At 64.8% G+C, this 20770-nt stretch carries 16 protein-coding genes; 8 read left to right on the top strand and 8 right to left on the bottom strand.

Annotated features, from left to right (window positions below; all coding sequences use genetic code 11):
• Positions 1-39 precede the first annotated feature (39 nt).
• The gene (locus BX591_RS25460; RefSeq protein ID WP_111934094.1) at positions 40-1383 is read left to right on the top strand and encodes a glycosyltransferase WbuB; all 1344 of its coding nucleotides are present in this window, start codon (positions 40-42) and stop codon (positions 1381-1383) included.
• Positions 1384-1415: 32 nt separating this feature from the next.
• On the opposite strand, the gene BX591_RS25455 is transcribed toward BX591_RS25460, so the two are convergent.
• The gene (locus BX591_RS25455; RefSeq protein WP_111934093.1) at positions 1416-1934 is read right to left on the bottom strand and encodes a hypothetical protein; all 519 of its coding nucleotides are present in this window, start codon (positions 1932-1934) and stop codon (positions 1416-1418) included.
• Positions 1935-2119: 185 nt separating this feature from the next.
• On the opposite strand from BX591_RS25455, the gene BX591_RS25450 reads away from it, so the two are divergent.
• Both BX591_RS25450 and BX591_RS25445 read left to right on the top strand, forming a co-directional pair.
• Entirely contained in the window at positions 2120-2740 is a 621-nt protein-coding gene (locus tag BX591_RS25450; protein WP_111934092.1) for a DapH/DapD/GlmU-related protein, read from the top strand.
• A gap of 228 nt (positions 2741-2968) precedes the next feature.
• The gene (locus BX591_RS25445) at positions 2969-4708 is read left to right on the top strand and encodes an FAD-dependent oxidoreductase (RefSeq protein WP_111934091.1); all 1740 of its coding nucleotides are present in this window, start codon (positions 2969-2971) and stop codon (positions 4706-4708) included.
• A 107-nt stretch (positions 4709-4815) separates the two neighbouring features.
• On the opposite strand, the gene BX591_RS25440 is transcribed toward BX591_RS25445, so the two are convergent.
• Positions 4816-6036 (bottom strand): glycosyltransferase, encoded by a 1221-nt coding sequence (locus tag BX591_RS25440; RefSeq protein ID WP_111934090.1) that lies wholly within the window; start codon positions 6034-6036, stop codon positions 4816-4818.
• Complete coding sequence (locus BX591_RS25435; protein WP_111934089.1) at positions 6033-7580, bottom strand: hypothetical protein; 1548 nt, start codon at positions 7578-7580, stop codon at positions 6033-6035. Before BX591_RS25435 ends, BX591_RS25440 begins: the two co-directional genes overlap by 4 nt.
• A gap of 349 nt (positions 7581-7929) precedes the next feature.
• Between BX591_RS25435 and BX591_RS25430 the strand changes: the two genes are divergently transcribed.
• Positions 7930-9075 (top strand): acyltransferase family protein, encoded by a 1146-nt coding sequence (locus BX591_RS25430; protein WP_111934088.1) that lies wholly within the window; start codon positions 7930-7932, stop codon positions 9073-9075.
• A 132-nt stretch (positions 9076-9207) separates the two neighbouring features.
• Here the strand turns inward: BX591_RS25430 and BX591_RS25425 are convergent, their stop codons facing one another.
• Positions 9208-10398 carry a glycosyltransferase gene (locus tag BX591_RS25425; protein WP_111934087.1) on the bottom strand — a complete coding sequence of 397 codons (1191 nt, stop codon included), beginning with the start codon at positions 10396-10398 and terminating at the stop codon, positions 9208-9210.
• A 341-nt stretch (positions 10399-10739) separates the two neighbouring features.
• Between BX591_RS25425 and BX591_RS25420 the strand changes: the two genes are divergently transcribed.
• Positions 10740-11993 carry an oligosaccharide flippase family protein gene (locus BX591_RS25420; protein ID WP_111934086.1) on the top strand — a complete coding sequence of 418 codons (1254 nt, stop codon included), beginning with the start codon at positions 10740-10742 and terminating at the stop codon, positions 11991-11993.
• Positions 11993-13066, top strand: coding sequence for a glycosyltransferase (locus BX591_RS25415; protein ID WP_111934085.1), 1074 nt, complete (start codon positions 11993-11995; stop codon positions 13064-13066). Before BX591_RS25420 ends, BX591_RS25415 begins: the two co-directional genes overlap by 1 nt.
• A 73-nt stretch (positions 13067-13139) precedes the next feature.
• Here the strand turns inward: BX591_RS25415 and BX591_RS25410 are convergent, their stop codons facing one another.
• From BX591_RS25410 to BX591_RS25395, 4 genes are all read right to left on the bottom strand, one after another.
• On the bottom strand, positions 13140-14231 hold the full coding sequence (locus BX591_RS25410) for a hypothetical protein (RefSeq protein WP_244147106.1): 1092 nt from the start codon (positions 14229-14231) through the stop codon (positions 13140-13142).
• A 239-nt stretch (positions 14232-14470) separates the two neighbouring features.
• The gene (locus tag BX591_RS25405; RefSeq protein ID WP_111934083.1) at positions 14471-15106 is read right to left on the bottom strand and encodes a hypothetical protein; all 636 of its coding nucleotides are present in this window, start codon (positions 15104-15106) and stop codon (positions 14471-14473) included.
• Positions 15107-15566: 460 nt separating this feature from the next.
• Complete coding sequence (locus BX591_RS25400) at positions 15567-17057, bottom strand: sensor histidine kinase (protein ID WP_111934082.1); 1491 nt, start codon at positions 17055-17057, stop codon at positions 15567-15569.
• A complete protein-coding gene (locus BX591_RS25395; RefSeq protein WP_111934081.1) occupies positions 17054-17800 on the bottom strand; it encodes a response regulator transcription factor in 747 nt (248 codons plus the stop codon). The genes BX591_RS25400 and BX591_RS25395 overlap by 4 nt, the downstream gene beginning before the upstream one ends.
• Positions 17801-18064: 264 nt before the next feature.
• Here BX591_RS25395 and BX591_RS25390 point away from each other — a divergent pair, with 264 nt between their 5' ends.
• Positions 18065-19951 (top strand): cytochrome c biogenesis protein DipZ, encoded by a 1887-nt coding sequence (locus tag BX591_RS25390; protein WP_111934080.1) that lies wholly within the window; start codon positions 18065-18067, stop codon positions 19949-19951.
• A 127-nt stretch (positions 19952-20078) separates the two neighbouring features.
• A complete protein-coding gene (msrA, locus tag BX591_RS25385; protein WP_111934111.1) occupies positions 20079-20753 on the top strand; it encodes a peptide-methionine (S)-S-oxide reductase MsrA in 675 nt (224 codons plus the stop codon).
• Positions 20754-20770 lie beyond the last annotated feature (17 nt).

Raw genomic sequence — 20770 nt, 5'->3', positions numbered from 1 at the left:
GTCGCGCCCGTGAAGCCCTAACTTGTTCTGGCAGTCATAATGAAGATCCTGATCTACGGCATCAACTACGCGCCGGAACTGACGGGGACAGGCAAGTACACGGCGGAAATGGCCGTGCTGCTGGCCCGCAGGGGGCACGAGGTGCGCGTGGTGTGCGCACCGCCTTATTACCCCGAGTGGCGCGTGACGGCGGGCTACGCGGCGTGGCGCTATCAGCATGAAATGCGCGACGGCGTGGCGGTGTGGCGCGCGCCGCTGTGGGTGCCGTCGCGGCCGAGCGGCCTGAAGCGCATGGTGCACCTCGCGAGCTTCGCGCTGAGTTCGCTGCCCTTGATCGCCTGGCAGGCCGTCTGGCGTCCCGACGCGGTCATGCTGATCGCGCCCACCGTGATGTGCGCCCCCGCCGCGCTGACCCTCGCACGCGTGACGCGCGCGCGCGCGTGGCTGCACATTCAGGACTACGAGGTCGATGCGGCGTTCGAGCTGGGCCTGCTGAAAAGCTCGCGTGGCGCGCGTCTCGCGCGCTGGATCGAGAGCGCGCTGTTGCGGCGTTTCGATACGGTGTCGTCGATCACGCGGCAGATGAGCGCGCGCGCGGCCGCGAAAGGCGTGGCGCCTTCGCGCATCGTCTGCCTGCCGAACTGGGTCGATGTATCGGCCATTTTTCCGCTGTCGCGCGTGAGCGACTATCGCCGTGAACTGGGTATTCCCGCTGGACAGAAGGTGGTGCTGTACTCGGGCAACATGGGCGCGAAGCAGGGCATCGAAACGCTCGCCGATGCGGCCGTGATGCTGGCCGGGCGAACCGATCTCACGTTTGTTTTTTGCGGCAGCGGCGCGGCGCGCGAAAGTCTGCTCGAGCGTTGCGCGGGCCTGAGCAACTGCATCTTCATGCCGTTGCAGCCTACCGAGCGTCTGAACGAACTGCTCAACCTCGCCGATATTCACGTGCTGCCGCAACGCGGCGACGCGGCGGATCTGGTGATGCCTTCCAAGCTCACCGGTATGTTCGCGAGCGGCCGTGCGACGGTGGCGATGGCGCGCCGCGGCACGGCGCTTTATGAAGCGGTCGCGCCGCGCGGCGTGGTGGTGCCGCCGGACAAAGCCAAGGCCTTGGTGGCGGCGCTCACCATGCTGGCGGGAGACGCTGAGCGCCGCGCGGCATTGGGCAAGGCCGCGCGCAGCTATGCGGAGCGCGCGCTCTCGCCCGAGGCGACGATTCGCACCTTCGAAGAACACCTGGGCGGGGTCTCGCGGGTGCGTGAAGAGACACCGGGCGAGCGGGTCAAAGCCGAGGCGCCGTACTTCGGCGCACGCCATTCGACCGGTGCGCTGCGGCGCCGGCGCAAACCGGCCACGGCGGAGCAAGCCGCGCCGGATTGATCCGGCAAGCGGCCCACGTCATGAACGCGCACTTACCACGGGGAACGATAAACGGCGTGCTTGCCGGTTGCGTACGGATCGGCGTACGTGTTCTTCACGGCGCCTTCCGGCGTCAGGCCGTCGGCCGCCTTGAGTTGCGGTCCCGCCTGATCGGCCACGCGCAGTTGCGCAGTGCCGGGCGCGGGTGCCTTGCCGTTGCCCTTAGCTTTGCCGAGCGCGGGTTGCGCGCCTTGCCCGCCACCCAGCACCGTCATGCGTTGTTCGTTGAGCAGGGCGGTGCGTTGAGCGTCGTCCGTATCGCCTTGCTGCATGTCGGCGGTGCCGTACGGACGCGGTGCGCCGAGCAGGGTTTGTTCGCTGGTGCGCTGTTTGGCGCGGCGATCGACGGGTGCCTGCGGGAGCGCGCCGTAGGTCGTGCCGGCGTTAGTGCCGGCATTCGTAGCCGGTGCGGGCTGGGCGGGATTGTTCTGCGCGAGTGCGAGTACTGGTGCGGCGCTCGCGGCGAGCGCGAGAAACAGCCAGGCGGCGGGTTGTCGAAGCGAGTTGTTCATTATGGTCCCCCGGGTGATGCGGTCACGGTACAGCTATCGTGCGCCATCCATGCCGCGCGTAGCCGCCAAAACGCTTGCCCACACGGCCACGCCGCAGAGTGGCGCAAGGCGCCGCAACATAATGTAAGGAAATTGCAGTGTGGGCTGCAATCTGTTTACCACCGTTCGTGGTTCGGAGAAAGCTGATGGGTAACGTTGCCGACGATCCGCAGATCGGAGCTGTTCCACAAGGCGAGCAGGCGCACGAAGCCGGCCGTGTCATCGACCTGAGTCTGGCTGGAAAAGGTAACTATCGCGCGGCGCGCGGCCCGCTGATCGAGCTGATCTGGTTCGTGCTCGAAGCGTGCGTGATCAACAACAAACTGCTGCCGCTGTCGTCAGTGCGCGTCGCGCTGTTGCGCCTGTTCGGCGCGAAGATCGGCAGCGGTTGCCGGTTCGTGCATCCGCTGCGCGTGAAGGCGCCGTGGAATCTCGAAGTGGGCGACAAGTGCTGGTTCGGCGTGGACGTGTGGATCTACAACCAGGCGCCGATCCGCATCGGCTCGAACGTCTGCATTTCTCAAGGCACGTTCCTGACCGCCGGCTCGCACGAAATGAGCACCACGATGGATTTGCAGGTCGCGCCGATCGTTATAGAAGACGGGGTGTGGATCACCTCGAAGTGCGTCGTGCAGATGGGCGTGACGATTGGCCGTTCGGCGGTGGTGACGCCGTTGTCGGTCGTACATCGTTCGCTCGACGCCGAGGGCGTGTATGGGGGCAATCCGTGCCGTTTCATCCGGAAACGGTTTCCTTCAGTGACCTGAACCACAGACATGGAACCGCAGCGTTTTTACGCTGAGGAGGCCGAAGTCGTGCTGTCCGGAATAGGCCGGGCGCTGCCACGGGAACGTCGATGCCGTCCGGTCGACGCCCACGGCGATGTCGATCGGCACCGGGGCGCGACGCGCGCGTGAGTCTGCTTGGCCGACCGGGCGGGTCGGCAAGCGCCAGGGACGCACGCCGGAAATGCATGAAGAAGACGGGAGCAGGGGATGTTCATCGACACTCGTACGGTTGCTCAGAACACGGTCATTGAAACGACAGTCTGCATTATCGGTGGCGGCGTGGCCGGCATCACGCTGGCGCTCGAACTGTCGAGGGCGGGCGTGGACGCCTGCCTGCTCGAGAGCGGCGGCTTCGGACCCGACGACGAAACGCGCGACCTCTATCGCGGTGAAAATGCCGGCTTACCGTACTCGTTCGCGGATGGCTCGCGCAGCCGTTACTTCGGCGGCAGCAGCAACTGTTGGGGTGGCTGGTGCCGTCCGCTCGACCCGTGGGATTTCGAAAAGCGCGACTGGATCGCGCACAGCGGCTGGCCGTTCGGTCTCGACGAACTCGCGCCGTACTACGCGCGCACGCACGAACTGCTGAAGCTCGGCCCGCATAATTTCGACCCGGCTTACTGGGAACGCGAGATTGGTCGTCCCGACGTGCGTCGCCTGCCGCTCTCGACCGGCGACATGCGCGACACGGTCGCCCAGTTCAGCCCGCCGGTGCGCTTCGGCAAGGTGTATCGCGACGAGCTGTCGCAATCGTCGCGGGTGCGCGTGTACCTGCATGCGAACGTGTTGAATATCGACGCCAACGCTGACGGCACCACGATTACCCGCGTGAAAGTCGGCACGATCAGCGGCCGCCGCATCACGATGCAGGCGAAAATTTTCGTGCTGGCCACCGGCGGGATCGAGAATGCGCGGCTGTTGCTCGCGTCGAACGACGTGCAGTCGGCCGGTCTCGGCAACGCGAACGATCTGGTGGGCCGCTACTTCATGGATCATCCGCGGATGATGTCGGGCAAGGTTCGCTTCCGGCCGGACAACGCGCGCAACAAGCTGTACGACATCAAGTATCACTATCAGAACGCCGCGGTGTCGGCGCACGGCACGAAGATCTCGTCGCAGTTCGCGCCGAAGCAGGAATGGATGGCGCGCGAGAAGCTGCTGAATTCCCGCGTGTGGCTCTATTCGAAATGGTATGGCGAAGGCAGCGCCGGTTCGGAAGCGCTGATCCATTGCAAGGAAGCCTTGTTGCAGAAGGATCAGCCCGGGCGCAGTTTGAAGCGGGACATCGAGACGATGATCGCGCATCCGCTGGATACCGTCGGGTATGGCTTGACGCGCTTGCTGCAATGGCCGGCGCTGATCACCGACGTGACGCTGCAGGCGATCGTCGAAGCCGTGCCCGATCCGGATAGCCGCGTCACGCTGTCGGCCGACAAACGCGACCGCTTCGGCATGCCGCGTGTGCGGGTCGAATGGCGTCTGGGCGATCAGGTGCAACGCACCTTCGACAAAACCTTCGCGCTACTCGCGCAGGAGCTGCAACTGGCCGGCGTCGCCGACGTGCAACTCGACGCGCCGCTCGAAGGCCGCGCATGGCCGGCGAAGCTGGAAGGCACGTGGCACCACATGGGCACCACGCGCATGCACGACTCGCCGCGCGAAGGCGTGGTGGATCGCGATTGCAAGGTGCATGGGATCAGCAATCTGTATGTGGGCGGCAGTTCGGTGTTTCCGACGGTTGGCGCGAATTTCCCGACCATCACGATCGCCGCGTTGTCGTTGCGCCTCGCCGGTCATCTGGTGCGTCAGCTCGATGTCCCGGATATCGTGGGCAACACGCGCACGGAAGCGGCCAACAGCGCCGTCATGTCGATCCAGGCAACGCCGCAGGTCGAGGCGATGCCCATCGCGGCGTCGACGCTGACGCCGTTCATGAAGGAGCAGTGAGGCGTCGTTCGTGAGATTGAGTGGGGTCTGGCGAGGGTGGAAACGAAGATGGCGCGCAGTGTGAATTGCGCGCCATCTTTTTTTGAGCCGTGTTTTTTAAAGCGGATTCAGGGACTGTGCTGCGTCGCTTCGCACAGCGTGGCGAGCGGCGTCGAGTCGTCCCGTTCATCGACGGGGGCGCCCTTCGTTTCCAGCAGCGCCGTCAGCGCGCTCACCATCGTCTCGATCCGGAAGCGCGCGTTGAAGGTACGAGTCGCTTGCGCGCGCATCTGTTCGCGCGCGGCGGCGTCGAGATCGAGCCAGCGCAGCAGGTTTTTCTCGGTGCCGTCGACGGTGTCGGGCGCCACCAGACCCGCGCCGTCCGCTTCGATTTCGCGCCACACGTTGACCTTGTCGGAGATCAGCGCGGGGAGTCCGCAACCGAGCGCTTCGGCTACCGCCACGCCGAAGTTTTCCTGATGCGAGGGCAGGGCGAACACGTCGCTCGCATGGAACGCGCCCCACTTGAGATCGCCCTGCAACATGCCGGGCAAACTCAACCGATGCGCGACGCCCGCCGCCTGGGCCTGGGCGCGCAACGTTGCGCCCCAACCGGTTTCATCCGGACCGGCGATCACCAGATGCAGCGACGGATCGCGGCCGGCCACGCGGGCGAACGCGTCGATCAGCAGATCGCAGCCTTTCTTCGCGTGCACGCGGCCGAGAAACAGCACGATGCGTTTGCCGCGCAGACCGGGCACGGCCTGCAGGAACGCTTCGCGCAGCGGCGCGGCGTCGAGCGGCGGCACCGTCGTGCCGAACGGCACGATCCGCTCGTTCGCGCGATACAGCCAGAACGACTGACGCGCGCGCGTGCGTTCTTCTTCCGTCGTGAAGATGACGGTGTGCGCGTCGCGCAGCACGCGGTACTCGGCCCATGGCCAGTACAGCCACTTCTTCATGTGCTTCAACGGATAGGTCTCTTTGAACCACGGGTCGAGCATGCCGTGTACGTACACGTAATACGGCACGTCGCTGTGGCGCAGCGCTTTCCATGCCGCGAAGCCGTGGTATTGCCACAGGCCATGCACGATCACCGCGTCGAAGCGTTTCGCGTTGGCGGCGAGCCACGGGGCGAGGCGCGGGTTGTGACCATAGCGGCTTTGCGTCGGACCGAAGGTGTGCACCACGAACGGAAACGTGGTGAGGTAGGCGTCGCCGGGCGCGTCGCAGGTGGCGACTTCGATGTCGTGGCCGGCGTCCTGCATCGCGATACCGCTACGGCGCACGCCTTCGACGGGACCGCCCGCGCGGGGATCGACACTGGCAAGCAGATGGAGGATTTTCATCGGGCGATAGTCGGTCGGTTGGCGCCTGGGGTCGGCGAGGGGTGGGGCACGAGCGCGCCGAATGAGGGAGACGAGCGGGTATCGCGAGTATCGCGGGTATCGCGAGCGTCGTGTGAATCGCGCGAATCACGGGTGCCGTTAGCGCCGCGCGACGCGCCGAGCGCGGCAGGCAGGTCCGCACGGCCCATGCCGGGCTGGATGCGGCCCGGCAGATCGGGCATCACGCCCGGACGCCAGTGCGGGGGTCTGCGCGGGCGCCTTACACGCGCCGGCAACGCGCGCTGCAAGCGCGAGTGCGTGGCGATCATCAGGCCGAGCGCGATGCCGAATACGAGCCCCGAAAAGCGCGGCCCGAGCGGATTGCCGCCGATCGAGGTGGCCGGCAACGCGGCGAACAGCATGATGGCGCGCCCCAGCACCGGCAGCATCGGCGCGTCGGGCACGACCGCGCGCCAGTAGCGATACGAGTAGAAACAGATCGCCAGCGCGGCCAGCGTCGCCAACGGCATGCCGATGCCGAACAGCAGTCCGCCCGCGAAGAACTGGTAGACCCAGAAGTTGTGGCCGGCGGCCCATTCGTGGATCGCGTAGAAATCTTCGTCGGTGATCTGTCCGACGAGATCCGGCAGATAAACCGGCGAGTAGCGGTAATAGTGGCCGTAGCCTTCACCGAACAGGATCGTGGACGGCGACTCCATCACCTGATCGTACTGGTCGCGCATTTCCGCGAGACGCGTGACGGTGGTCGGATCCTTACCCGATTGCGTTTCCGCGGACGCGAAAATCCGCTGGGTCCAGTGCTCGGCGACGGTCGGGAAACTGACGACCGCGATACCGGCGATGGCGGCAAGCACGACGCCGACCACGATGCTGCGGCCGAACGCGCGCCAGATGTGCTGAATGGTCGGCGCGCTCAGCGCCACGGCGAGCAGGAACAGCAACACGGTGCCGAGCAGCAGGCTGCGGGTCACGCTCAGCAATTCGACGATGACGGTCCCGGCGAACACGCACACGTTGAACAACGAGAAGCGCCGCGCCACGACGAACTCGTGCAGCAGCACGGCTTGCAAACCGAGCAACGTCACGGAGATGATGCGGTAGCGCACTTCCTCCAGATCGCCGCCGGTCGCCATGCCGTAGACGAAGGTGAACACGGCGCTAATCAGATTGGCGACGAACAGTGCGCGTTCGAATTGCGAGAGGCGCGCTTCGCTCCACGGGCGGCACGCCACGAGGTAGCCCAGCAGGAACAGCACGAAGGGCAGCAACGTGCGCAGGTAGTTGCCGACGTCGTTGTCCTGCACGAACTGGGCCACCACGCTGCCGAACACGCACAGCAACATGCTGGCGGTGACGACCGAGCGTAGCCTCGAGCGTTCGCGAAAACGCGGTGCGACCAGCAGCAGCGCGAGCCCGGCGGCGAACGCCGGGACCACGAACACGAATTGCGCGAGGTGCCCGACGTTGGCGTCGGTGGCCTTGTAGTCCCACGCAAGCGGAAGCAGAAAAATCCATATCCAGGGCGTTGCATACTGATGGCGCATTGCTGATCCCTCCCCCGTCGCCGTCGTTTCGCCGTCCGTCTGCAGCGGACGGTCACGTATCGGGCCATTGTGCGGGAATCTCCCAATACGTTAGTTACCTGGACCGCATTCGTCGTCGATTGCCTGGGTTCTGGCGACGGCGGCAAGTGCCTTTTTATGGACCCCCGTTAGCGCTTTGGCGCTTACTTGGGTTCCATGCAAGTTCGTGATGGCAAGAGGCGTGCACATCGTCTCAGGTTGTCGGCCAATGTCTTGAAGTTGGCGCGCACGCACGGACGCAGCCACGGAAGATGCAAAAAGGGCCATGCCCTAGTGCGGGATCGCTTGCACCAGATGACAGGGGAAAAATATGAAATTGTTCGGCGGGGCGCGGCCTACGACACGGGGACGGGCGATCGAACTCGATTTCGTCCGCGGCATCGCGATCATCGCGGTGATGGGATTTCACTTTCACGCGGTCCATACCGGCAATTACCTGATTCAGGTCATCGAATATCCGCTGAAGAATTTCGGCCGCGAGGGGGTGAATCTGTTCTTCACGCTGAGCGGTTTTCTGGTGGGCGGCCTGTTGCTCCGCCAATACGCCGAAACCGGCCATGTCGACGCGCGGCGCTTCATCGTGCGCCGGATTTTCCGTATCTGGCCTGCTTACTATGTCCTGATCGCGTTCCATGTGCTGGCCGGGCGCCACCCGTGGAATACCTTCCTCGTTCAGAACCTGACGCACCTGCAAAACTACCTGGGCACCTCGATCACCCAGACCTGGAGTCTCGCGGTCGAAGAACACTTTTACCTCGTGTTGCCGGCGCTGTTGTTGCTGTTCGCGCGCTGGAAGCTCGGTGCATGGACGATTGTCGGCGTGCTGACGGGTATTTGCGCGGTGGTGCTGACCGCGCGCTGCTTCGCGGTGGCGGGCGGCGATCTGGATGGCGCATTCGCTTACACGCAGTACCGGATCGACAGCCTGCTGGTCGGCGTGATTCTGTCGGCGATCTACTGGATGAAGCCCGCTGTCTATCATCAACTCGCCAAACGTAAGTCGCTGCTGATTCTCGGCGTCGTCATCCTGTGTGCGTGGCTGGTACTCGCGACCAAAAATCTCGCGCTCGACGAAAGCATCGGCTACACGATTCAGGCGCTCGGTTTCGCCGCGCTGATCGTGCTGGTGCTCGAATATTCCGGCTCACTGCGCGAGTCGTGGATTTACCGTGGGGTGGCGTGGATCGGCCTCTACTCGTACGGTATTTACCTGTGGCATTCGCTGGCGCTCGCGCCGGGCGACATCCTGATTCGCAAGACCACCGCGATGGGATTCCCACCGAGCCTGATCTGGGTGCTGGCACTGACGGCGCAGTTCGCGATCGCCATTTTTATCGGCTACGTGACCACGCGCGCGATCGAATACCCGTTCCTGCTGATGCGCAATGCGCTGTTCCCGGAAAAGCGCAGCAGTTCGGTGCGTGAAGAAGTGCCGGCGGGCGGGCAGCTATCTTAGTTGACGGGTAGTTGACGGGCTGAATGTAGCGAGGCGTCCATCGTAGTGATGGACGCCTCGTTTTTTTACGGAGAAGTGTTGCGGAGTGGACGGCGTGAAAAACGCAACGCGCCCTGGAAATCAGGCTAAAACTCAAGCCATCTGCTGCAGCAAGGTCTGCTTGAATTGCCCGAGCGTGTGGCGCGACAGCAGATCTTCGCGCGCGGCCGGTTCAGCTTCGCGCGGATGCGGCCACGACGTCATGGTTTCCGTGATCGCCCGCCCGATCGACGCGGAGCTCAGATCGCTCAGAATCGGCCCCAACTCGCAGCGCCGGCTGAACCAGCCGATCAGGCCGTCTTCGGTCGCGATCACCGGCTTGCCGAAGCGGTACGCCTGCACCAGCACGCCGCTCATGCCGTAGTGTCCCTTGTAGCCGAGCCACACCGCGTCGCAGGCGGAAAACAGATCGCGTTCTACATCGTTCGAAATGAATTCGTCGAGCACCAGCGGCGCGGGCGTCAGACTGCGCACGTGATTGCGCATGAAGTGGCGGGTCACGTCGTCCTGCTCGCCGGCAACGATCAACGTGGGCGCATGTTCCAGCCGCGTCAGTGCGTGCACCAGTTCGTAGATGCCCTTGCGTTCGGTGATCGCGCCATACACGAGCAGATAGCGCTGGTCGGGATCGAGGCCGAGACGCGCACGCGCGAGCACCGGATTTTCCGCGTGCTCGTCGGGAAACGGATCGGCGACATAGGCGACTTTCGCGCCGTTCTTCGACGAATAGCGCGCGGCCCATTCGGGCAAGGTGGGGTCGATAGTCAGCAGCGTACGCAGTCCGCTGGTGCGAATCGCGCGTTTAAACAACTGCGCCTTGATCGCATTGACGACCGGACGATCGGGCGCCTTGATGCCGACCTTCTGGTGATGAAACGTGGCGCGCATCGTGATACCGATCCAGGGCGTCTTGCCGAACGGCGAGCCGAGAAACGGCAGCGAATAGAAAAAATAGTCGACGTACGGCACCACCACGAGGCGGATATTCTGCATGCGACTGAGGATCGAATGCACGCGCCGGAAATAGCGGTGAAAACGCCAGTACGGGTTCGGGTCCGGCAAACGGCCGCGCTGCTGTTCTTCGGGATCGACGAATGCGATCTGCTGGTCCGGCCGGTTGGCGGCGGTAATCTGACGCGCGAGCCGATGATCTTCGTTCGCGCATTCGGTCACCAGAATGCACGGGTAACCGGCCTCCGCGCAGGCCTGCATGGTCCACTCGACATAGCGCCACCGATGGCCGGTCAGATTGGGTTCCACTATCAGGACGTAGTCTTGTTCCATCGCGTCGGTAACCTGTGCGTGGTAGGAGAAAAAAGTACCTGTGCGCCGGCTGTTACCAGGCGCTAGCGGGACAACGTTAGCATCGCCCGCGTAGGGGCCACGACTAATTTGACCCGCTTTGTGTGCCAACGTACCAGGGTCTGTTGGCTTCGTCTGACCACGCCTAGCTGATGGCGGTTGTCGCCGATTCTCTCGCGGTAAGGTCGTGACTGGAGTTCGAGAAAAACCCCGCCAGCTTGCTGGTGCAACCCAATGAATTGTGCGCCGGCGGCGTTCGCAGCGATATTTTTATCGCTGCCTGGCGCCAGTCTGGCCGCGCCAGGTTTTGACGGAGAGACAGCTTGCGGGCGATCAGGCTTCCGGCAGTGTCGATAGCGGGCAGTTTCGGCGCGAGTGCCGCAACGTGGGTGTTGCTGCAACAGTTCGCCGTGCGTGGCCTGGTGGCGATCAAATTCCTCGCGATCGGCCGCATGCTCGGGCCGGCGGCGATCGGCAGCGTAAGCGTGGCGTTGCTGGCGGTCGCGATCGCCGAAGCGCTGTCCGACACCGGACTCGCGCAGGCCGTTATTCAGGGCGAGCATGCGCCCACGCGGCCGCAGCTCGGCGCCGTATGGACGACGCTGACGGCGCGCGGTGTACTCATCTCCCTGTTGCTGGTCGCGCTCGCGCCTCTGTTGAGCAGTCAATTCCATCTGAACGGTTCGCTCGTGCTGATCCAACTGGCCGCCTTGCTGCCGTTGTTGCGCGGGCTGGCTTCGCCGACGTATTACGTGGTGCAACGCGAGCGACGCTTTCAGCACATTGCCGGTGTCGAAGTGGCGGCGTCGTTCGTCGATTGCACGGTGGGACTCGCGCTCGCGTATTTCGGCGCGGGGGCGGCTTCGGTGCTGATCGGGCTGGTGGCCGGCGAAAGCCTGAAGAGCACGCTCACGTGGGCCACCATGACACCGCGTCCGCCGATTCGCGCGGTGTGGTCGGGCATCGGCCACTATGTCGGGTTTAGCCGCTGGATCTGGGCCAGCAGCGTGATCAATCTGCTGCTCAATCAATTCGACAAGGTGGTGGTCGGCAAACTGCTGGGGCCGGCGCAACTGGGCGGCTATCAGATGTCGTCGCGGCTCGCGCAGATGCTGCTCGCGGATGCGGCGATCGCCATGTCGCAATACCTGTTTCCTACTTTCGCCGCGCACCACCGGCGCAATCCGCAGTCGGCGTCGCGCGTCATCAAGATTTATCTGCTGGCGATCGCGGTGGGACTGACCGCGTTCGTCCTGGTGCTCAGGATGATCGCCGAGCCGTTGTTCTCGCTGATTCTCGGCGCGGCCTGGCTGCCGGCGGTGCCGCTGTTCCGGATCCTCGTGATCAACATGGCGATCGGCGCGCTGATCGCGGTGCTTGTCGCGTATCTGCGCGCGGTGGGCGACGCGAAGGCGACCGTGCATGCGTCGGCGATTCAGGTCGTCGTGCTGCTGGTGAGCGCACCGCCTGCGGTGCACTGGTGGGGCGTGACCGGCATTGCCTGGTCGATGACGCTCGGTCTCGGCTGCGCCGCGGCGTGGATGCTGTTCAGGACGCTGACTGCAAGGACGTCGTGATGCGTGTTTTTCATCTGGTGCTGGCGCCACGCTTATCGGGCGCGGAAGTTCTGGCGAAGGACCTTGCGCTCGACCAGGCCGCCGAAGGAATGGCGGTGTGCGTAGCGTCGCTGTTGCCCGCGCATGCCGACTTCGCTTCGTTGCGCGAGGACCTGCAGAGCCATGGGGTGGAGTGCTGGTTTCCGCGGCATCGGCATGGCTTGCCCATCAAACTGTGGCAGTTGTTCCGGGCCGTGCGGCGGTTCCGTCCCGATGTGATTTTCGCGCACGCCACCATTCCCTCGTTTTACGCGCGCGCGTTGCCGCTGCGCGTGCCGGTCGTGTACGTCATGCATTCGGCGGCCAACGACTTCGAGCGGCCGCTGTTCCGGCGTGTCGAACATCTGCTGAAGGGTCGCGCGCGAGTGGTGATCGGCGTGTCGCAGCAGGGCGTAACCGATTACGTGCAGGCCATCGGACCGCATCCGTCGATGACGGTGGTGCCCAACGGCGTGGACCTCGCGCGGTTTTCGTTTACCGACAGCGTGGCGCGCAGCGATTGCGCGCCGCAAGTCGTGCAGATTGGCCGCTACACCGCGGTGAAAAATCAGCTGCTCACGGTGCGCGCGTTCAGCGAAGTGCTTAAACAGGTCGACGATGCGCGCCTCGTGTTTTACGGCGTGATCGAGGACCCTGAGTATCAGGCCGAGGTGATCGCGCTGGCCGACCAGCTCGGCATCGGCGAGCGGGTGGTGGTCGCCGGGCCGCGTACCGACGTGGCCCGGGTGCTGACGGAGTCGAACGTGTTCGTGATGCCGTCGCAGACCGAGGCGCATAGCGTGGCGTTCCTCGAAGCGTTGGCCTCCGGCGTGCCGATCGTGGCGAACCGCATTCCGGCCTTCGCGTTCGCGAATGGCTTTCCGAACGTGCAACTGGTCGATACCGACGATTTGCGGTGCTACGTGGAGGCCGTGGTTGCCGCGTTGGGGCAGGCGCGGGCGCAACGCTCGCTGACCGGTTTGACGCTCAGGGATACGGCGGCTCGCTACCGGGCGATCGCGCAACAGGTGAAGCTGGCGGTGTCGACGCGATAGGGCGTGGCGCGCTGGCGCGTGTTGGTCTACATGGCGCGGCTTCGCGGCGAGGGTCTTGCGATGCCGGGCTCAATCAATGGTGATTGTCCAGTTGTGGGTCCGGCACGGAATCGGGCACGGATGGCGGCGGCAGGGTGAAGGCCGGCTCGGCTTCGCGCGCGGCGAGCATCACGAGACGCTGCGCTTCCTTGCTGCTCGAGTCGATTTGCAGCGCACTGCCGGCGCTATGGCGCACGCAGGTCCAGCGCGCGATGGTGCCGCAACTGCGCGCGAGACTCAGCAAGGCATCGCGTTGCTGCTCGCGCGTGTTGAGCGTGGAGCGCATGTTGAGGACGTCGCGGTTATCCGGCTGCACGGCGATCGCTGCGGCCAGCCGCGCGCGGGTCGCCGACAGATTGTTTTGCTGGAGATCGAAGCGTGCGGCCTTGATATGCCGCGAGACGTCCGTGCGCGATTTATCCGGCGCGTTGCTGCCGGCGTTGCTTGCCGTGCGCAGGGTGTCGGGTGCGGCGGCCGCGACGCGGCGCGGTGCGGGCAACGGTGGATTCGCTGGTGGGAGCGGCGGCAAGCGTACGGCTGCAGCGCGCTGCGAGGCGATGACCGTGGGGCGCGGGGTGGTCGTGGCCGGCGTGCGTTGGGTGGCGACGACGGCAGGGCGCTGCATCGTCTCGCTCGTAGGCCGTTGGCTGGTGATGGCCGGGCTACGTTGGGCGGCGATCGCCGTAGGGCGCTGTGTCGTCGCGCTCGCGCTGGTGCTCGCGGCTGACGACGGGCGCTGGGCGGTCACCAGCGGCGGCGCATGCTGTGCCGCCACTGTCGTGGAGCGCTGCGCTGACACGGCTGTCGATCGATTCGCCAGCGGGCCTGCAGGAGGCGGAACCGCCGCGATCGGCGGCACGACAGGTTGTGTCTTCACCTTGCCCGAGACTTCGATCGGCGGTCCGACGCCCGAGTCGTTACTGTGGATAAAACCCAGGTACACCGCGGAAGCCACCACCAGCACCGAGCCGCTCATCACCAGCGACTGTCGTAATCGCTGATGCGGTTGGGTGGCGACCACGGGTTCCTCGACGACATCGTAGGGATTGGCCAGTGCGCGCGACGAAGGCCGCCAGATTCTGCGTGCGGGCAGTCGCGCGTCGATGGTCGAGGGGGGCGGGTCCAACGGAATCTTTAAAGACGGAGGCGGTGCCGGACGCGCGTCGAGCGTGTCGACCGGATGCGCATGACACGAAGGACAGCGCGTAAAACGGCCGCTTAGCGGCTCACCGCAGTGGCCGCATCGGGGATAGTCCTGCTGATCGGAAGTAATGTCGCTAAGCATTGCCGTTTCGCAAAAGGGCGTCTAAAGCCAACGCCACAATCAAGGAAAACAAGGCTCCGCAGCGAGGCGTGCAAGCAGGCTTACTGTGTCACCACGTAACCCCGCGCCTGCATGCATGCACCATACGCGGCCCAATACTGTGTCATCGGCGGCTCGGGCGCCGGCAGCGGCGGCAGCTTCACGCCCGAGGCCGCGGCGACCTCCGTGGCGCTCGCTGCGGCGGTTTCCGAGGCGCCATTGGCCGCACGCGTCGCCGATGACGGATTGGCGGCCATCGCCGTCGCGTTCGAAGCGGGTGTGGCCGCCGTCGCGTTGGCTGAACTAGCTGGATTGGTTGCGTTGGTTGCGTTGCTGGCCTTGGCCCCTGACGCGCTGGTCGCGGCGGTGGCAACCGGCGCGCTGGCGCCGGCCGCACTCGCTGCCGCCGGCATGCCGATGCCGGGTGGCGTGGCCGAGAAACTGCTGGGCGGCAACGGCGGCCGCGAAGGCACACCGGTCGACGAGGTCTTGGTAACGGCGGGATGGCGCGGCGGAATCTGCGATTCGTGCGCTATGTTGACTTTGGTTTGCTTGTTCGCTGCCGCATAGCAGGTCGCGGTGTCGATGCTGCGCTGATACGGGCTCTGACTGCGAATGGGATAGACCAGCGGCTGCCATCCGAAAGCAGCACTGCTAAACACAACCAGCGTTACTAGAATATAGGTTTTGATTTTCATCGCAGTCGCTCCCGCAGCGATGTTTCGCCCTTCACAGGCAATCGCGCTTCGCGGTATGTTCTGATGGCTGCTGACTCTGCCGCTGAACGGCGGCTTGCTGCCGCGAAGGCTGCTTTCCTGAGCGTAGCACCTCGGGCTATCGATACCATGCGCTGTATAGCGCGCGAATACGCCATCCTGCAGTCTAATCAAGACAGATTGGCGAGCGCGTGTTGCAAACGGCGCGAAATCCCAGGGACATTCCCTGGCTCATGCGAGTCCGTTACTGGAAGGTTGCGGTGATTCGAGCTGACTGCGCGCTCACCTCACAGCAGGCGGCACGGGTGAATGGTTCGCGACATAAACTCACGCCGGTACGCCCGACGCGGCTATTCGGCGCGTTCTACCAGGATTTGCTGCTCTAAAACGTGTACAGCCCGCACGGGTGCCGTGCGCCGATCGCACTAACGGTAGCGGCGCGTCAGACTGGGAGCGTCGTCGGTACGCTGGCCGCTGTCGGCAGCTCGAAATAGAACGTCGTGCCCGTTTGCGGCTGATCGAGCAAACGGATACGGCTGTGATGCAACTCCAGCATGCGTCTGACGATCAGCAAACCGAGTCCGCCGCCTTGATGCGCGCCACCGGCATTGAAGGGCCGTTCGAACAGCGCGTCGCGCTGGTCGACGGGAATGCCGGGACCGGTATCGCTCAGCGTGACGGCGACCTTGCCGTCCTTGTGTTCGAGAACCACGTCGACGCGACCGTGCGCGGGCGTGTGACGAATCGCGTTATCGAGCAGGTTGGTCAGCACGCGTTCGATCATCCCCAGATCGGCGCAGATGGCCGGCAAACGCACGGGAATATCCGCGCGCAACTGGATCTGCCGCGCCTCGGCCGACAGCTCGAATTTCTGGAACACGTCCTGGACCAGATCGACCAGCGAAAACTGTTCGAGCGTGAGTTGCACGTTGCCGTGTTCGAGCCGCGCCAGTTCGAATAGCGACTGCGCGAGCCGTCCCACCTTCACGCTTTGCGCGAGTGCGATCGCCAGATAGCGCTTGCGTTCCGTTTCGCCGAGCGTGTCGGCCTTCAGCGACAGCGTTTCCAGATAGCCGTGCAGCGACGTCAGAGGGGTGCGCAGGTCGTGCGAGATATTCGCGATCAGTTCGCGCCGCTGCTGATCCTGACGCGTCAGCGCGCGCCACTGTTCGCCGATGCGGTCCGCCATCTGCGCGAACGTGGCTTCGAGCACGGCGATTTCGTCGCGCCGTCCGGCGGGTGACGAACGCGGCACGTTTGGCTGCGTATCCGGCTCGCCGTCCGCGTCGAAGCGGCGCATGGCGTCGGTCAGACGGCGCAGCGGCCGCGTGATCAGACCGAACGCCGTCAGACCGGCCAGCAGGCCCAGCAGCGCGACCAGCGCCATCGACCACAAGGTATTGCGCAACACGGAGCTGGCGGCGACGCGCGCGGCCAGCGCGTCGTGTTCCTCGCCGAGCAGCACCACGTAGATATAGCCGGACGGCTGCTGACCGCTCAATTGCAGCGGTGCGGCGCTGAACACCTTTCGACCGTCGACGCTGCGCGGATCGTCGCCGAGGATCGGCAGCGCGTCGCCGGCGATGAATTGCCGGATCGGCGTCAGATCCACTCGCTCGCGCTTCACGTGGCCCGCGGGCGCATCGTCGCCTTTGATCGTGCCGGCGTTGTCGAGCAGATACACCTCGACGCTCGGGTTCACCGCCATCAACTGACCGAACAATTGCCGCACGGCGTCGGGCCGCAAACCGTTCGCGTCCATCAGCGTGGCGCGGTGCGCGATATGGTCGGCGAGACTCTTCGACAGGCTCTGCACGACCTCCTTCTCATGCAGATCGCTCGAGCGGATCTGCAGCCAGGCCGACGCCCCGCAGCACGCGAGCAGCAGCGCGGAGAAGACGATGGCGAGCCGTTGGGTGAGCGTCAGATTCACGGCGTGTCCGTTCGCGAAGGGGCGGGCGCGGGCGGTTCGCCCGGCGCCGCGAGTTTGTAGCCGCGGCCCCACACCGTCATGATCCGTTCAGGCTGCGCCGGATCGGCCTCGATTTTCGCGCGCAGCCGGTTGATGTGGGTATTCACGGTGTGTTCATAACCTTCGTGCTGATAACCCCAGACGACATTGAGCAGATCCATGCGTGAGAACACCTTGCCGGGATGCTGCGCGAAGTAATACAGCAGGTCGAACTCGCGCGGCGTCAATTCGATCGGCCTGCCGTCGACGCGCGCTTCGCGCGTCAGCGGATCGATCGTCAGGCCGGCAATCTGCAGGCTGCCGGCGTCGATGCGCGAATCTTTCGCCATGGCTTCGACGCGCCGCAGCAAGGCTTTCACGCGCGCCACCAGTTCGAGCACCGAGAACGGTTTGGCAAGGTAATCGTCGGCGCCCAGTTCCAGGCCGAGAATCCGGTGCACCTCGCTCGAACGGGCGCTGGTGATGATGATCGGCGTGTAGCGCGTCATCGCGCGGGCCCGCCGGCAAATTTCCAGACCGTCGACGCCCGGCAGCATCAGATCGAGGATCAGCGCGTCCCAGCCGCCCTGTTCGAGCAGCCGCAGCCCTTCGCTGCCGTCCGCGCTATGCACGACTTCGTAACGTTCGTCGCGCAGATGCAGGCTCAGCACATTGGCGATGTCGACGTCGTCTTCGACGATCAGGATGCGTTTCGTATGGTCCATGGGGCTCGTGGAGGCTGGTCAAACGCCGATGGGCGTGGCTTGGCAGGTGGGACGGCAAGGGCTGCCGCAAAGCGGGCCGGTTGCGCCATTGTGCAAAATTTTTGGGCAGCGAGTTATCACATTTAATTTAACTTTCCGTGAGGACTTTGACACCGCTCGCGCACTACGATGCGCCCATGTTTCTCCCATCGTCTTCCTCGAATCCGGATCGTTTCAGCCTGACCGCCTGACCTGAACGATCCACAACCCACGCCCGGAACCGACATGTTACTCATCGTTCTCGCTTATCTCGGCGGCGCCCTGACGATTCTCAGCCCATGCATTCTGCCGGTGCTGCCGTTCGTGTTCGCGCGCGCCGATCAGCCGTTCGTACGCAGCGGCCTGCCTTTGCTCGCCGGCATGGCGCTGACCTTCGCGCTGGTCGCGACGCTCGCCGCGGTGGGTGGTGGCTGGGTCACGCAAGCCAACCAGTATGGCCGCTGGGTCGCGATCGTGCTGCTCGGCGTGTTCGGGCTGACGCTGCTGTTTCCGCGCTTCGCCGATCATCTGATGCGCCCGCTGGTCAGCGCGGGCAATCGCCTGTCGAACTTCGCGCAGGCCGACGGCCAGCAGGTGCGGGCGGGTTCGTCGTTTCTGCTGGGCATTGCGACCGGCCTGCTGTGGGCGCCGTGCGCGGGCCCGATTCTCGGTCTGGTGCTGACCGGCGCGGCCTTGCGCGGCGCGAGCGTCGGTACCACGCTGCTGCTGGTGGCGTATGCGGCCGGCGCGGCGACGTCGCTGGCGGTGGCCTTGCTGATCGGCGGCCGGGTGTTCACGGCGATGAAGCGCTCGCTCGGCGCCGGCGAATGGATTCGCCGCGGCATCGGCGTGGCGATGCTGGGCGGGGTGGTGGCGATTGCGTTCGGCCTCGATACCGGCGTGCTGGCGCGGGTGTCGACGGTGGCGACCGGCGGGCTTGAACAGAAGCTGGTGGACAAGTTCTCGCCGGCTGCGAAACCGGGTCAGCCGGTCGCGGCCGATAACGCGAGTAACGTCGCCAATGTTGCCAACGCGGACGCGCAAGGCAACGCGCCCACCATGACGGCCAACGCCGCCGCCGGTTCCAACGCTTCGACCGACGCCAACGGCGGCGCGATGATGCGCGCCGTGGTGGCCCCGTCCGTCGCGACCGCTTTGCCCGTGGAAGGCGTGCTGCCGACCTTGAACGGCGCGGTCCAATGGCTGAATTCGCCGCCGCTGACGGTGCAGGATCTGCGCGGCAAGGTCGTGCTGATCGACTTCTGGACCTACTCGTGCATCAACTGCCTGCGTTCGCTGCCTTACGTCAAGGCGTGGGCGCAGAAATACAAGGATCAGGGGCTGGTCGTGATCGGCGTGCATGCGCCGGAATTCGCCTTCGAACGCAATGTCGACAACGTCAGGAAAGCGGTGCATGACCTCGGCGTCGACTATCCGGTCGCGATCGACAACAACTACGCGATCTGGCGCTCGCTGAACAACCAGTACTGGCCAGCGCACTATTTCGTCGATGCGAAAGGGCAGATCCGCTATCACCACTTCGGCGAAGGCGACTATGCGGAATCGGAAAAGGTGATCCAGCAACTGCTCACCGAGGCGGGCCACGGAAACGTTTCGAAGGTCGCGCTCGGGATTCCCGGCAACAGCGCGCAAGGCGTGCAGGCCGCCGCCGACAACGCGGATATGCAGTCGCCGGAGACGTACATCGGCTATGAGCGCGCGGAGAATTTCGCGTCGCCGGGCGGCGCGGCTGAAGACAAGGTGCATACGTACGCCGCGCCGAGCGCACCGGATGTCAACGAATGGGGACTGGCCGGCGCATGGAAGGTCGGCGCCGAACACGCCACGCTCGCGGCCGCATCGGGACGGATCGTCTATCGCTTCCACGCACGCGATCTGCACCTCGTGCTCGGCCCGGGTGCGGACGGCAAGCCGGTGCGCTTTCGCGTGAGCGTGGACGGCGCGGCGCCGGGCGCGGCGCACGGCAGCGACGTGGCCGCCGACGGCAGCGGCACCGTGACCGAACAGCGTCTCTATCAACTCGTGCGGCAGAGCGGCGATGTCGCGGATCACACGTTCACGATCGAGTTTCTGGATCCGGGCGTGCAGGCTTTTGCATTCACGTTCGGCTAAGCGGGCCGGGCGGCGTCAATCAATCATCATTTCTTGAAGGCTGGATATCATGCATACGAAATCGGGCAGTCAGTCGCAGTCGTCCTCATCCTCGTCGCGCAAGCGCTCGCCGTTGGGCGGATTGGCGATGTGCGCCGCGTTGGTGGCGAGTGTGTTTGCCGTGCAGCACGTCGCGCATTCCGCGGAGCCGGTGACCAAAATCCCGGCGCCCGTGCAGGACGAGAAAACCGGCGCGGCGCATAGCGAAACCGCGGTGTTCGCGGGCGGTTGCTTCTGGGGCGTGCAGGGCGTGTTCGAACACGTGCGCGGCGTGAAGCAGGTGGCGTCGGGTTACACCGGCGGCGCGGCCGGCACCGCACAATACGAAACCGTCAGCGAGGGCGACACCGGGCATGCGGAGTCCGTGCAGATCACCTACGACCCGACGCAGATCAGCTACGGCCGGCTGCTGCAGATTTTCTTTTCGGTCGCGCACGATCCGACCGAGCTGAATTACCAGGGCCCCGATCACGGCACGCAGTATCGCTCGGCGATTTTCCCCGCCGACGCGCAGCAACGCGGCGTCGCGCAGGCCTACATCGCGCAGCTCGAGAAAGCGCACGTGTTTTCAGGCCCGGTCGTGACGCGGGTGGAGGACTTCAAGGGTTTCTATCCGGCCGAGAACTATCACCAGAATTTCCTCGCGCTGCACCCGGATTACCCGTATATCGCGATCAACGATATGCCGAAAGTCGCGGCATTGAAGAAGATGTTCCCGGATCTGTATCGCAACGATCCGGTGTTGTTGAAGGTTGGCGCGTAAGGCGGCTGTAGAAATGC

The sequence above is a fragment of the Paraburkholderia bryophila genome (genome assembly GCF_003269035.1).
GTDB lineage: Bacteria > Pseudomonadota > Gammaproteobacteria > Burkholderiales > Burkholderiaceae > Paraburkholderia > Paraburkholderia bryophila.
Note: the sequence above shows the minus strand (reverse complement) of the source record. Positions and strands in the feature narration are given on the sequence as shown.

What these genes read in the sequence shown, in the direction of transcription:
- BX591_RS25390 (WP_111934080.1), top strand. Translation starts at nt 18,065, where the DNA reads ATGTTACTCATCGTTCTCGCTTATCTCGGCGGCGCCCTGACGATTCTC.
- BX591_RS25440 (WP_111934090.1), bottom strand. Translation starts at nt 6,036, where the DNA reads ATGAAAATCCTCCATCTGCTTGCCAGTGTCGATCCCCGCGCGGGCGGT.
- BX591_RS25460 (WP_111934094.1), top strand. Translation starts at nt 40, where the DNA reads ATGAAGATCCTGATCTACGGCATCAACTACGCGCCGGAACTGACGGGG.
- BX591_RS25450 (WP_111934092.1), top strand. Translation starts at nt 2,120, where the DNA reads ATGGGTAACGTTGCCGACGATCCGCAGATCGGAGCTGTTCCACAAGGC.
- msrA (WP_111934111.1), top strand. Translation starts at nt 20,079, where the DNA reads ATGTGCGCCGCGTTGGTGGCGAGTGTGTTTGCCGTGCAGCACGTCGCG.
- BX591_RS25445 (WP_111934091.1), top strand. Translation starts at nt 2,969, where the DNA reads ATGTTCATCGACACTCGTACGGTTGCTCAGAACACGGTCATTGAAACG.
- BX591_RS25430 (WP_111934088.1), top strand. Translation starts at nt 7,930, where the DNA reads ATGAAATTGTTCGGCGGGGCGCGGCCTACGACACGGGGACGGGCGATC.
- BX591_RS25455 (WP_111934093.1), bottom strand. Translation starts at nt 1,934, where the DNA reads ATGAACAACTCGCTTCGACAACCCGCCGCCTGGCTGTTTCTCGCGCTC.
- BX591_RS25395 (WP_111934081.1), bottom strand. Translation starts at nt 17,800, where the DNA reads ATGGACCATACGAAACGCATCCTGATCGTCGAAGACGACGTCGACATC.
- BX591_RS25425 (WP_111934087.1), bottom strand. Translation starts at nt 10,398, where the DNA reads ATGGAACAAGACTACGTCCTGATAGTGGAACCCAATCTGACCGGCCAT.
- BX591_RS25405 (WP_111934083.1), bottom strand. Translation starts at nt 15,106, where the DNA reads ATGAAAATCAAAACCTATATTCTAGTAACGCTGGTTGTGTTTAGCAGT.
- BX591_RS25435 (WP_111934089.1), bottom strand. Translation starts at nt 7,580, where the DNA reads ATGCGCCATCAGTATGCAACGCCCTGGATATGGATTTTTCTGCTTCCG.
- BX591_RS25415 (WP_111934085.1), top strand. Translation starts at nt 11,993, where the DNA reads ATGCGTGTTTTTCATCTGGTGCTGGCGCCACGCTTATCGGGCGCGGAA.